Source organism: Pectobacterium sp. IFB5596 (assembly GCF_021432585.1).
Lineage (GTDB): Bacteria > Pseudomonadota > Gammaproteobacteria > Enterobacterales > Enterobacteriaceae > Pectobacterium > Pectobacterium punjabense.
The window spans coordinates 152,594-165,500 of record NZ_LXFY01000031.1 but is presented as its reverse complement, the minus strand read 5'-3'; the positions used below and the strand labels follow the sequence as shown (position 1 = coordinate 165,500).

Genomic DNA, 12,907 nt, shown 5'->3' with positions numbered 1-12,907 from the left:
TAATGAGTGACTATAAGACTACCCTGAACTTGCCGGAAACAGGGTTCCCGATGCGTGGCGATCTGGCCAAGCGCGAACCTGACATGCTGAAACGTTGGTATGAGCAGGATCTGTACGGGATTATTCGTAATGCGAAAAAGGGAAAGAAGACCTTCATTTTGCACGATGGCCCTCCGTACGCGAACGGCAGCATTCACATTGGTCACTCAGTTAACAAGATTCTGAAAGATATTATTGTTAAATCGAAAGGTCTGTCTGGCTACGATTCTCCTTATGTGCCGGGCTGGGACTGCCATGGTTTGCCGATCGAACTGAAAGTCGAACAGTTGATCGGTAAACCGGGCGAGAAAGTCAGCGCGGCAGAATTTCGCGCTGAGTGCCGTAAATATGCTGCGGAGCAGATTGTCGGGCAGAAAGCCGATTTTATTCGTCTCGGCGTACTGGGCGATTGGGATCGTCCTTACCTGACGATGGATTTCAAAACCGAAGCGAACATCATTCGTGCGCTGGGCCGCATCATTGATAACGGTCACCTGCATAAGGGGGCTAAGCCAGTTCACTGGTGTGTGGACTGCGGTTCCTCGCTGGCGGAAGCAGAGGTTGAGTATTACGACAAAACGTCCCCATCCATTGATGTGACGTTTAACGCGACTGATGTGGCGGCGGTATTAGCCAAGTTTGGCGTGAGTCGCGTAGACGGCCCTGTTTCGCTGGTGATCTGGACGACGACGCCGTGGACGTTACCAGCAAACCGTGCGATCTCGCTGAATGCAGAGTTCGATTATCAACTGGTTCAGATTGACGGCCAGGTACTGATTCTGGCGGCCGATCTGGTTGAAAGCGTCATGAAACGCGTGGGTGTGACTCAGTGGATAGTGCTGGGTGACTGCAAAGGCGCGGATCTTGAGCTGCTGCGTTTCAAACATCCATTCCTGGGCTTCGATGTCCCTGCCATTCTGGGCGACCACGTGACGCTGGATGCAGGTACGGGTGCAGTACATACTGCCGGTGGTCACGGTCCTGACGACTATGTGATCAGCCAAAAATACAATCTGGAAATCGCTAACCCGGTGGGGCCGAACGGCTGCTACCTGAGCGGTACTTATCCTGAGCTGGATGGCAAATTCGTTTTCAAAGCTAACGATCTGATCGTTGAAATCCTGCGTGAAAAAGGCATGTTGCTGCACGTAGAGAAATTACAGCATAGCTATCCGTGCTGCTGGCGTCATAAATCGCCGATCATTTTCCGTGCAACGCCACAATGGTTCGTCAGCATGGATCAGAAAGGCCTGCGTAAGCAGTCGCTGTCTGAAATCAAAGGGGTGCAGTGGATTCCGGATTGGGGTCAGGCGCGTATTGAATCGATGGTCGCCAACCGTCCTGACTGGTGTATCTCCCGTCAGCGTACCTGGGGCGTGCCGATGTCACTCTTCGTTCATAAAGAGACGGAAGAACTGCATCCGCGTACCGCTGAGCTGATTGAAGCGGTGGCGAAACGTGTTGAAGCTGATGGTATTCAGGCATGGTGGGATCTCGATCCGGCCGATGTGCTAGGCGCAGATGCGGATAACTACGTCAAAGTGCCAGATACGCTGGACGTGTGGTTCGATTCTGGATCAACGCACGCCTCCGTAGTGGAGGCTCGCCCTGAATTCGGCGGTCACGCAGCAGATATGTATCTGGAAGGCTCTGACCAGCATCGTGGCTGGTTCATGTCTTCTCTGATGATCTCCACCGCGATTAAAGGTAAAGCGCCTTACCGTCAGGTGTTGACCCACGGTTTCACCGTTGATGGTCAGGGTCGTAAGATGTCCAAGTCGATCGGGAATACCGTTAGCCCGCAGGACGTGACGAACAAGTTGGGCGCTGACATTCTGCGCCTGTGGATCGGCTCAACGGATTACTCTGGTGAAATCGCCGTATCCGATGAGATCCTGAAACGTTCCGCCGATGCCTACCGCCGTATTCGTAACACTGCGCGTTTCTTGCTGGCGAACCTGAATGGGTTTGATCCGCAGAAAGACATTGTAAAACCGGAAGAGATGGTGGTGCTGGATCGCTGGGCGGTTGGCTGTGCGAAAGCGGCGCAGGACGAGATCCTCGAAGCCTATGAAAGCTACGATTTCCACCGTGTGGTACAGCGCCTGATGCAGTTCTGCTCAATCGAAATGGGCTCGTTCTATCTGGACATCATTAAAGATCGTCAGTACACGGCAAAAAGCGACAGTGTTGCACGTCGTAGCTGCCAGACTGCGCTATACCATATCTCAGAAGCGCTGGTACGCTGGATGGCACCGATTATGTCCTTCACTGCGGATGAAATTTGGAGTTACCTGCCGGGCGAACGTGCGCAGTACGTGTTTACCGAAGAGTGGTATGACGGTCTGTTTGCGCTGGATGCCTCTGAAACGATGAACGATACGTTCTGGGCGGATATCCTGAAAGTACGTAGCGAAGTGAACAAAGTCATTGAGCAGGCGCGTAATGATAAGCGCATCGGTGGCTCGCTGGAAGCTTCCGTCACGCTGTACGCCGATGCTAATCTGGCAGACAAGCTGAACCAGCTACAGCAGGAACTGCACTTTGCGCTGTTGACGTCAAAAGCGCGAGTAGAACGTTATGAAAATGCGCCGGATAGCGCACAGGCAACGGAACTCACCGGACTGAAAATTGCCTTAAGTGAGGCAGAAGGGCACAAGTGTCCACGCTGCTGGCATTACGAGACGGATATTGGTAGCAATGCCGAGCATCCTGAAGTGTGTGGTCGCTGTGCGACTAACGTGGGCGGTAATGGCGAAGAGCGTAAATTTGTCTGATGAATAAAATCTGTTCGAGCGGATTGCGCTGGCTCTGGCTGGCGCTACTGGTTTTAGTTATCGACCTTGGCAGCAAGCAGTGGATTCTTGCCCACTTTGCGCTGGGAGATACGGTACCAGTGATGCCTTCTCTGAATCTGCATTACGCCCGTAACTACGGCGCAGCATTCAGCTTCCTGGCGGATAAAGGCGGCTGGCAACGTTGGTTCTTTGCGGGTATCGCGATTGCTATCGTGGTTGCGCTGCTGGTGATGATGTATCGTGGCAACGTCAAGCAGAAGCTAAATAACATCGCCTATTCGCTGATTATCGGCGGTGCATTGGGCAATCTGTTTGACCGGACATGGCACGGATTTGTCGTCGATTTTATCGACTTCTATGTCGGTGACTGGCACTTTGCCACGTTTAATTTGGCCGATACCGCCATCTGTATTGGTGCGGCGCTCATCGTACTGGAAGGGTTTTTCAGTACGCATGATGATACTGATACCGTTAAGCAAAAGGGTCACTGATGTCTGAGACTGTGCAGCACAGCAGCGCGCTGCTGGTGCATTTTATTCTGACGCTGGAGGATGGCTCTGCGGCTGAATCCACGCGTGAGCGCGGCAAGCCTGCGCTGTTTCGCCTTGGTGACGGTAGCCTGTCTGACGCGCTGGAACAACATCTGTTGGGGTTGAGGCGTGGTGATAAACGTAAGTTTACGCTGCCGCCGGAGTCAGCCTTTGGACCGACCAACCCGAACCTGATCCAGTTCTTCTTACGTCGTGATTTTGCCCAGACCGGCGTGCCGGATGTTGGCACCATCATGCTGTTCAGCGGCGTCGCTGGGAATGATATGCCGGGGATTATCCGTGATGTGACTGAAGAGTCAGTCACGGTGGATTTCAACCATCCTTTATCCGGTCAGGCGATTACCTTCGATCTTGAAGTACTGGACATTGATCCCGTACAACAGGAGGCATCACATGCAGATTCTGCTGGCTAATCCACGCGGCTTCTGTGCCGGTGTCGATCGGGCTATCAGCATAGTGGAACGTGCGCTGGAGCTTTTTGGTACGCCGATCTACGTTCGTCATGAAGTGGTACATAATCGCTATGTGGTTAATGGCTTACGCGAACGCGGTGCGATCTTTATTGAGCAGATCGAAGATGTGCCGGACGGTGCGATTCTGATTTTTTCGGCACATGGTGTTTCGCAAGCGGTACGTAATGAAGCCAAAAACCGCGACCTGACGGTATTCGATGCGACCTGTCCTTTGGTAACCAAGGTGCATATGGAAGTTGCCAGGGCCAGTAAGAAAGGCGTAGAAGCCATTCTGATCGGGCATGCTGGGCACCCCGAGGTTGAGGGAACGATGGGGCAGTACAGCAATGCGGATGGTGGCATGTATCTGGTCGAGTCCCCTGAGGATGTCTGGCAGTTACGCGTAAAAGATGAAACTAATCTGTGCTTTATGACGCAAACCACGCTTTCTGTTGATGATACCTATGCGGTAATTGATGCGTTGCGCGAACGTTTCCCGCAGATTGTGGGCCCGCGTAAAGATGATATCTGTTATGCAACGACCAATCGTCAGGAAGCGGTTCGTCATTTGTCGGATAAGGCGGATGTTGTTTTTGTTGTGGGGTCTAAAAACTCCTCAAACTCCAACCGCCTTGCTGAGTTGGCTCAAAGAGCCGGGAAAGCGGCTTATCTGATTGATGCAGCCGAAGATATCCAGGAATCATGGGTAACGGGCGTTGCGCAGGTTGGCGTCACCGCAGGAGCATCGGCACCGGATATTTTGGTTCAACAGGTGATTCAGCGCCTGAAAGAATTAGGCGGCAAGGTTGCGGTTGAAATGCAAGGGCGTGAAGAAAACATCGTCTTTGAAGTACCGAAAGAGCTGCGCGTTGAAGTTAAACAGATCGATTAGTCTGTTTCTGCGATAGGGCTTCGGCTCTATCGCTGTTATTCCAGTCTCTATCTCTCCTTGTATTCATTCATGAAAGTGTTAATGCATAAAAATGAATTTTTATGCATTAACACGTATGGTTTATTTCTGAGCGTTTCTGCTTGTCTTCAAACGCTTTAAGGCTTTTCATCGCTTTCAGATGCGATTCTGCTGGCTGTAGCTAGACAGTTTTGCTGATTTTCTGCGGCTTCAAACAGTATTTTCTAATCTGGCGGTAAATCCGCTGGCGATAGTGCGCAGCGCCCGTTAACCTGATGTTATTTTTATGTCGTCAGGATCAAAAAGAGAGAGACATTATGAAAGATTCATCCATCCGTATTGCGGTGGTTGGTGCGGGCGGCCGTATGGGGCGTCAGCTAATTCAGGCTGTTGAGCAAATGGACGGTGTGGTACTGGGCGCGGCACTCGAACGTTCTGGCTCGTCCCTGATCGGAAGTGATGCTGGTGAGCTGGCGGGGCTGGGTAAAAACGGTATCACCGTGAATGAAAACCTGGATGCCGTGCAGAATGATTTCGATATTTTGATCGACTTCACCCGACCAGAAGGGACGCTCGCGCATCTGGCATTTTGCCGTCAGCATCGTAAGGGCATGATTATTGGGACAACCGGCTTTGATGACGCAGGTAAGGCGGCGATTAAGCTGGCTGCACAGGATATCGGGATTGTGTTTGCGGCGAACTTCAGCGTTGGCGTCAATGTCATGCTGAAACTGCTGGAAAAAGCAGCCAAGGTCATGGGCGACTATACTGACATCGAAATCATTGAAGCACATCACCGCCACAAAGTGGATGCGCCGTCTGGCACCGCGTTGGCGATGGGCGAAGCGATTGCTGATGCGCTGGGACGCGATCTGAAGTCCTGCGCCGTTTACGCGCGTGAAGGTCATACGGGAGAACGCGATCCTAAAAGCATTGGTTTTGCTACCGTGCGGGCGGGTGACATTGTCGGTGAGCATACGGCGATGTTTGCTGATATTGGTGAGCGCGTTGAGATTACCCACAAGGCTTCTAGCCGTATGACATTTGCTAATGGTGCCGTAAGAGCGGCTATTTGGATTGGTGCGAAGAAATCTGGTCTTTTTGATATGAGAGATGTGCTTTCTTTGGATGATTTGTAGTACTTTATTTTTTTTATAAAAAAATATCTTTATGAAAAAGGTGGGTTTTTTTGTTCTCACCTTTACTTTCATGTTTTTGGTTTGTTTTTGTTGTTATCACCGATTTTTATTTGAGTTTTATTCTCTTTTTTCGTGATGGTTTACCTTCCTCACTGCCTAAATGTCCTTTGCTGGTGATTTGTTACCCTGATTTTAACAAAATTGTCTCGCAACCGTTTACCTGTCTAAGTTGATACGGCTTTTTACGTCAGTGGGCGGTTATTTATTTCGGAAAGCATAAAAATAAGAGAAAAAAAGCAGTTTGGGTAGACAATCGGGAAGACCATCATTAAAATGCGCCCAATTTGCCAAAAATTGGCCTTACAGGTAGTTTTTGCATTGATTTAGTGGCTCGAATCTGAATTAATATGCAAATAACGTGATTTTTTATTCCTTGGAGGGTGTTTTGATTAAGTCAGCGCTATTGGTTCTGGAAGACGGAACCCAATTCCACGGTCGGGCTATTGGGGCAGAAGGATCGGCAGTGGGGGAAGTGGTCTTCAATACGTCGATGACCGGTTATCAAGAAATCCTTACTGATCCTTCCTATTCCCGCCAGATTGTCACTCTCACTTATCCCCATATCGGTAATGTCGGCGCTAATGCCAACGATGAAGAATCCCCCTCTGTACAGGCTCAAGGTCTGGTTATTCGCGATTTACCTCTGATTGCCAGCAACTACCGTAGTGAAGAAAGCCTGTCTGAATACCTCAAACGCAACAACATCGTTGCCATCGCCGACATCGACACCCGTAAACTGACCCGTCTGCTGCGTGAAAAAGGCGCACAGAATGGCTGCATCATCGCGGGCGATGCACCGGATGCTGCCGTCGCACTGGAGAAAGCGAAAGCCTTTCCAGGGCTGAAGGGGATGGATCTGGCAAAAGAAGTGACGACGACGGAAAGCTACAGCTGGTTACAGGGAAGCTGGACGCTGGAAGGCGAATTGCCTGCGGCGAAAAACGAGAGTGAGTTGCCTTACCACGTAGTGGCTTATGATTATGGCGTGAAACGCAACATTTTACGTATGCTAGTAGATCGCGGTTGTCGCCTGACGGTTGTTCCGGCGCAAACGTCTGCTGAAGACGTACTGAAGCTTAATCCAGACGGTATTTTCCTCTCTAACGGCCCGGGCGACCCGGAACCGTGTGACTATGCGATTCGCGCGATTAAAACCTTCCTGGAAACGGATATTCCGGTGTTCGGTATCTGCCTTGGTCACCAACTGCTGGCATTGGCGAGCGGTGCGAAGACCATCAAAATGAAGCTGGGTCACCACGGCGGCAACCATCCAGTAAAAGATCTGGATAACAACTGTGTGATGATCACCGCACAGAACCACGGCTTTGCGGTGGATGAAAATAACCTGCCGGACACGCTGCGCGTCACGCATAAATCCTTGTTTGACCACACGGTTCAGGGAATTCACCGTACTGACAAACCGGCGTTTAGCTTCCAGGGGCATCCAGAAGCCAGCCCTGGCCCGCACGATGCCGCGCCGCTGTTCGACCACTTTATTGACTTGATTCAGACTTACCGTTCTTCAGCTAAATAATCAGGAGCGAGAAAATGCCAAAACGTACAGATATTAAAAGCATCCTGATTCTGGGCGCAGGCCCGATTGTTATCGGCCAGGCGTGTGAGTTTGACTACTCGGGTGCACAGGCGTGTAAAGCGCTGCGTGAAGAGGGTTACCGCGTTATTCTGGTGAACTCCAACCCGGCAACCATTATGACCGACCCTGAAATGGCCGATGCAACTTACATCGAGCCAATTCACTGGGAAGTGGTGCGTAAAATTATTGAAAAAGAGCGTCCAGACGCGGTGCTGCCGACGATGGGCGGCCAGACCGCGCTGAACTGTGCGCTGGAGCTGGAACGCCAGGGTGTGCTGGCCGAGTTCGGCGTCACCATGATTGGTGCAACGGCAGACGCGATTGATAAAGCAGAAGATCGCCGCCGTTTCGACGTCGCGATGAAGAAAATCGGTCTGGACACGGCGCGTTCTGGTATTGCACATAATATGGAAGAAGCGCTGGCTGTCGCGGCTGACGTCGGCTTCCCGTGTATTATTCGTCCTTCCTTTACGATGGGCGGCACCGGTGGCGGCATCGCTTACAACCGCGAAGAGTTCGAAGAGATCTGTGAACGTGGGCTGGATCTTTCGCCAACCAAAGAGCTGCTGATCGATGAATCGCTGATTGGTTGGAAAGAGTATGAGATGGAAGTGGTGCGTGATAAGAACGACAACTGCATCATCGTCTGCTCCATCGAAAACTTTGATGCGATGGGTATCCACACCGGTGACTCCATCACCGTTGCACCAGCGCAAACGCTGACCGATAAAGAATATCAAATCATGCGTAACGCCTCGATGGCGGTACTGCGTGAAATCGGTGTAGAAACGGGTGGCTCCAACGTTCAGTTCTCGGTAAACCCGAAAACGGGTCGTCTGATCGTGATCGAAATGAACCCACGCGTATCACGTTCTTCCGCGCTGGCGTCTAAAGCAACGGGCTTCCCGATTGCGAAAATTGCGGCCAAGTTGGCTGTAGGCTACACGCTCGATGAGCTGATGAATGACATCACGGGTGGTCGTACGCCAGCGTCCTTCGAACCGGCTATCGACTACGTTGTGACCAAGATTCCGCGCTTCAACTTCGAAAAATTCGCGGGTGCCAACGATCGTCTGACCACGCAGATGAAATCTGTGGGTGAAGTGATGGCGATTGGTCGCACGCAGCAGGAATCCTTGCAGAAAGCGCTGCGTGGCCTGGAAGTGGGCGCAACGGGCTTCGATCCGAAAGTGGATCTGGACGATCCAGAAGCGCTGACCAAAATCCGCCGCGAGCTGAAAGATGCCGGTGCCGAGCGTATCTGGTACATCGCCGATGCCTTCCGCGCGGGGATGTCCGTCGATGGCGTGTTTAACCTGACCAACGTCGATCGCTGGTTCCTGGTGCAGATTGAAGAGCTGGTTCGTTTGGAAGAGCAGGTTGCAGAGAAAGGCGCTACCGCGCTGGATGCAGAATTCCTGCGCACGCTGAAGCGTAAAGGCTTTGCCGATGCGCGTCTGGCGAAGCTGGCTGGCGTGGCAGAAAGCGAAATTCGCAAGCTGCGCGATAAATTCGACCTGCATCCGGTCTATAAGCGTGTCGATACCTGTGCGGCAGAATTCGCCACTGATACGGCGTACATGTACTCCACGTACGAAGAAGAGTGTGAAGCCAACCCGACTCAGGATCGTGACAAAATCATGGTACTGGGTGGCGGGCCTAACCGTATCGGTCAGGGAATTGAATTTGACTACTGCTGCGTCCACGCTTCTCTGGCGCTGCGTGAAGATGGTTATGAAACCATCATGGTCAACTGTAACCCTGAAACCGTTTCAACAGACTACGATACGTCTGACCGCTTGTACTTCGAGCCGGTAACGTTTGAAGATGTGCTGGAAATCGTCCGTATCGAGAAGCCAAAAGGCGTTATCGTGCAATACGGTGGCCAGACGCCGCTGAAACTGGCACGTGCGCTAGAAGCCGCTGGTGTGCCGGTTATCGGCACCAGCCCGGACGCGATTGACCGTGCAGAAGACCGTGAACGTTTCCAACAGGCCGTTAATCGTCTTGGGTTGAAGCAACCTGCTAACGCCACGGTCGCGACCATTGAGCAGGCGGTAGAAAAAGCGCGTGGTATCGGCTACCCGCTGGTTGTTCGTCCTTCTTATGTTCTGGGCGGCCGTGCGATGGAAATCGTGTATGACGAAATCGACCTGCGTCGCTACTTCCAAAACGCGGTGAGCGTATCCAATGATGCGCCGGTTCTGTTAGACCGCTTCCTTGACGATGCTATCGAAGTGGACGTCGATGCCATTTGCGACGGCGAACGTGTACTGATTGGCGGCATTATGGAACACATCGAGCAGGCAGGGGTTCACTCCGGTGACTCGGCTTGTTCACTGCCGGCTTACACGTTAAGCAAAGAGATTCAGGACGTGATGCGTCAGCAGGTTGAGAAACTGGCGTTTGAACTTTGTGTTCGCGGTCTGATGAACGTGCAGTTCGCGGTGAAGGATAACGAAGTTTATCTGATTGAAGTGAACCCACGTGCTGCGCGTACGGTACCATTCGTCTCGAAAGCGACGGGCGTTCCGTTGGCGAAAGTCGCGGCACGCGTGATGGCAGGCAACACGCTGGCTGAGCAGGGCGTCACCAAAGAAATCATCCCGCCTTACTACTCAGTGAAAGAAGTGGTGCTGCCGTTCAACAAATTCCCTGGCGTTGACCCGATTCTGGGGCCAGAAATGCGTTCAACCGGTGAAGTGATGGGCGTTGGCCGCACGTTTGCTGAAGCGTTTGCCAAGGCGATGCTGGGCAGCAATTCGCACATGAAGAAAACCGGACGTGCGCTGCTGTCGGTACGTGAGGGCGATAAAGCCCGTGTGGTGGATCTGGCGGCCAAACTGCTGAAACACGGCTTTGAGCTGGATGCGACACACGGTACGGCGATTGAGCTGGGTGAAGCGGGCATTAATCCACGTCTGGTGAACAAGGTGCACGAAGGTCGTCCGCACATTCAGGACCGCATCAAGAACGGCGAGTATACTTACATCGTCAACACCACGGCAGGACGTCAGGCGATTGAGGATTCCAAGCTGATTCGCCGCAGTGCGCTGCAATACAAGGTGCATTACGACACGACGCTGAACGGTGGTTTCGCTACCGCGATGTCGTTGACGGCAGATCCGACGGAGAAGGTGACTTCCGTGCAGGAAATGCATGCGATGATTAAAGGTTGATTGACCGGCTTCGGTAGGCAATAAACCGATGATGAAAGCCAGCGTTGGTAACAGCGCTGGCTTTTTTGTATTTTTATTTAGCCTGAAATCCTCTTTCCAGCCACTCTGTTTTAAGGCCGGTATTGAACAGGTTTTCTATGCCTGAAATCAGGGTGAGATGATGTCCAGAACGCAGCGTTTACTTGAGCTTTTACAGATATTACGCCATCACCGGTTTCCCGTAACAGGGGCGTATTTGGCGGAAAAGTTAAATGTGAGCCAGAGAACCGTCTATCGTGATATTGCTACGCTACAGTTGCAGGGAGCGCATATTGAGGGCGAGGCGGGATTAGGTTATATCCTGCGCCCGGGGTTCATTCTCCCTCCTCTGATGTTTTCAGAAGAGGAAATTGAAGCATTGGTATTGGGATCGCGCTGGGTCGTCCGAAGAACAGATGAGCGTTTGGCGGGGGCAGCCCGTAATGCGTTGATGAAGATTGCGGCGGTATTACCGCCAGAGTTGCGCAATGCACTCGATTCCTCAGGATTATTAGTGGGTAAGGCAGAAGTTACTCCCGCTGCTGTTATCGATTTATCTGTCTTGCGTCATGCTATTCGTGCAGAACGTCGTACGGAGATTGCTTATTGTGACCTTCAGGGGGATGAATCCCACCGTGTTATCTGGCCGTTTGCATTGGGGTTTTTCGATCAAACGCACGTGATTGCCGCCTGGTGCGAACGTCGTCAGCAGTTTCGTCATTTCAGAGCTGAACGTATCCGTAGCATGTCGGTGTTGGAACAGCGCTATCCTCGTCGTCGGCAGCAGTTATTAAAAGAGTGGTATGAAAAAGAGGGCATTCCTCAGCAGTAATGGCTACTGACAAAAATTGACATCAGGGCGTACTACGATGCATTCAGGCAAGCAGAATCCTTCTGCTTATATCTCACCTGATTACAGGGAGTCTCTGATGAACGCACCAAATTTTATTATTTTATATGTGGAAGATGCTGTTGCCAGTGAACGTTTCTATCGTGAACTGTTTGATTTTCAGCCTATTGAGAAGTCGGAAAACTTTGCCATGTTTGCCTTTGACTCTGGGTTGTTATTGGGGTTGTGGTCTAAGCATGAGGTTAAACCGGTAGCGCAATTAGTGGGCGGTGGTAGCGAATTAGCCATTCGTGTCGAGAGTGAGGCTGCATTGAATGCGATGTATGAAAGCTGGAAGGCACGGAATATAACTATCGCTCAGGGCATCACCCAGATGGATTTTGGCCTGACGTTCGTGGCACTCGATCCCGATCAACATCGATTACGTGTTTATTATGCCAGTTACTAAGCTCACTTCAGGATAAGGCCATAACCCCCTTCGGTGAAAATCGGAGGGGGTATATCGCTCCAGACGGCGATCAACCTAGCGCCACTTTGATACCTAACGCGATCAACACCGTTCCCAGCAGCTTATCTACCAATTTCTGTACTTTAGCTAATCCGCGCCGTACCGGTTCGCTTTGGAAAAGCACCACCAACAGCGGCCACCAGACGACAGATAGTCCCCAGATAATCATGGCATACCACAGTTTTTCACCAATACCGGAGTGAATATTTAGAACCTGAGTGAACATTGCCAGAAAGAATAGTGTGGCTTTCGGGTTAAGCAGGTTGCAGAGATAACCTTGCAGGAAGGCTTTCTTCAGGCTGACGCTTTGCTGTGCCAGATGTGATACATCCAGCTTGCTGCCACCGCGCGTGAATAGTGCCTGAACACCGATCCAGATTAGATAGGCGGCACCGGCATATTTCAGTACATTAAACAGCCACGGCGTGGTGGTGATGACGACGGCGAGCCCGGCGACGCAGTACGCCATATGGGTTGCTACACCGCAGATTACGCCAAATGCGGTCATCAGTGCGGCGACGCGTGGGTAGCGCGCGGCATTCCTGATGACGAGGAAAAAGTCGGGGCCGGGGGAGATCATCCCTAACGTGGCGATGGTCGCGACAAACAGCGATGTTTCTAGCATGATCATTCCAGACAGTAAAAAAGAGAGGGGCGAGGGGAATCATAACGCCAGAATAATGAATTCGCATCACACTTATTGGTTATTCGGCGGCGATATGTTAACAATTATCCTTTCATTTTTTGTGGTTAATTTCAGGGGCGGGTTGAGAGAACAACATGGTCAGTGAACGTGAGAACCGTGAACC

The 12,907-nt window shown here is 51.6% G+C and carries 10 protein-coding genes; 9 read left to right on the top strand and 1 reads right to left on the bottom strand.

All coding sequences use genetic code 11. From position 1 onward, the window contains the following. The first annotated feature begins 2 nt into the window (after positions 1-2). The 9 genes from ileS to A6301_RS19625 all read left to right on the top strand — a co-directional run bounded on the left by ileS (position 3) and on the right by A6301_RS19625 (position 12,038). On the top strand, positions 3-2,816 hold the full coding sequence (gene ileS, locus A6301_RS19665; protein ID WP_205540292.1) for an isoleucine--tRNA ligase: 2,814 nt from the start codon (positions 3-5) through the stop codon (positions 2,814-2,816). Further along, entirely contained in the window at positions 2,813-3,328 is a 516-nt protein-coding gene (lspA, locus tag A6301_RS19660) for a signal peptidase II (RefSeq protein ID WP_107169200.1), read from the top strand. Before ileS ends, lspA begins: the two co-directional genes overlap by 4 nt. Further along, positions 3,328-3,801 carry an FKBP-type peptidyl-prolyl cis-trans isomerase gene (gene fkpB, locus A6301_RS19655; protein WP_215483172.1) on the top strand — a complete coding sequence of 158 codons (474 nt, stop codon included), beginning with the start codon at positions 3,328-3,330 and terminating at the stop codon, positions 3,799-3,801. Before lspA ends, fkpB begins: the two co-directional genes overlap by 1 nt. Further along, on the top strand, positions 3,782-4,732 hold the full coding sequence (gene ispH / locus A6301_RS19650; RefSeq protein ID WP_107169198.1) for a 4-hydroxy-3-methylbut-2-enyl diphosphate reductase: 951 nt from the start codon (positions 3,782-3,784) through the stop codon (positions 4,730-4,732). Before fkpB ends, ispH begins: the two co-directional genes overlap by 20 nt. A 335-nt stretch (positions 4,733-5,067) precedes the next feature. Continuing rightward, the gene (dapB, locus tag A6301_RS19645) at positions 5,068-5,889 is read left to right on the top strand and encodes a 4-hydroxy-tetrahydrodipicolinate reductase (RefSeq protein ID WP_205540291.1); all 822 of its coding nucleotides are present in this window, start codon (positions 5,068-5,070) and stop codon (positions 5,887-5,889) included. 445 nt (positions 5,890-6,334) lie between these two features. After that, positions 6,335-7,483 carry a glutamine-hydrolyzing carbamoyl-phosphate synthase small subunit gene (gene carA / locus A6301_RS19640; protein WP_205540290.1) on the top strand — a complete coding sequence of 383 codons (1,149 nt, stop codon included), beginning with the start codon at positions 6,335-6,337 and terminating at the stop codon, positions 7,481-7,483. 14 nt (positions 7,484-7,497) lie between these two features. Further along, positions 7,498-10,722, top strand: coding sequence for a carbamoyl-phosphate synthase large subunit (gene carB / locus A6301_RS19635; RefSeq protein ID WP_234258540.1), 3,225 nt, complete (start codon positions 7,498-7,500; stop codon positions 10,720-10,722). A gap of 160 nt (positions 10,723-10,882) precedes the next feature. Beyond that, positions 10,883-11,572, top strand: coding sequence for a YafY family protein (locus A6301_RS19630; RefSeq protein ID WP_107169194.1), 690 nt, complete (start codon positions 10,883-10,885; stop codon positions 11,570-11,572). Between the two features lie 97 nt (positions 11,573-11,669). Further along, complete coding sequence (locus tag A6301_RS19625) at positions 11,670-12,038, top strand: VOC family protein (RefSeq protein WP_234258539.1); 369 nt, start codon at positions 11,670-11,672, stop codon at positions 12,036-12,038. A 70-nt stretch (positions 12,039-12,108) separates the two neighbouring features. Here the strand turns inward: A6301_RS19625 and A6301_RS19620 are convergent, their stop codons facing one another. Then, positions 12,109-12,723: a LysE family transporter gene (locus A6301_RS19620; RefSeq protein ID WP_107169192.1), complete on the bottom strand. Its 615-nt coding sequence runs from the start codon at positions 12,721-12,723 to the stop codon at positions 12,109-12,111. Between the last annotated feature and the right edge of the window lie 184 nt (positions 12,724-12,907).

Coding starts and splice junctions, on each gene's coding strand:
- A6301_RS19630 (WP_107169194.1), top strand. CDS start 10,883: ATGTCCAGAACGCAGCGTTTACTTGAGCTTTTACAGATATTACGCCAT.
- fkpB (WP_215483172.1), top strand. CDS start 3,328: ATGTCTGAGACTGTGCAGCACAGCAGCGCGCTGCTGGTGCATTTTATT.
- A6301_RS19625 (WP_234258539.1), top strand. CDS start 11,670: ATGAACGCACCAAATTTTATTATTTTATATGTGGAAGATGCTGTTGCC.
- ispH (WP_107169198.1), top strand. CDS start 3,782: ATGCAGATTCTGCTGGCTAATCCACGCGGCTTCTGTGCCGGTGTCGAT.
- carB (WP_234258540.1), top strand. CDS start 7,498: ATGCCAAAACGTACAGATATTAAAAGCATCCTGATTCTGGGCGCAGGC.
- ileS (WP_205540292.1), top strand. CDS start 3: ATGAGTGACTATAAGACTACCCTGAACTTGCCGGAAACAGGGTTCCCG.
- A6301_RS19620 (WP_107169192.1), bottom strand. CDS start 12,723: ATGCTAGAAACATCGCTGTTTGTCGCGACCATCGCCACGTTAGGGATG.
- dapB (WP_205540291.1), top strand. CDS start 5,068: ATGAAAGATTCATCCATCCGTATTGCGGTGGTTGGTGCGGGCGGCCGT.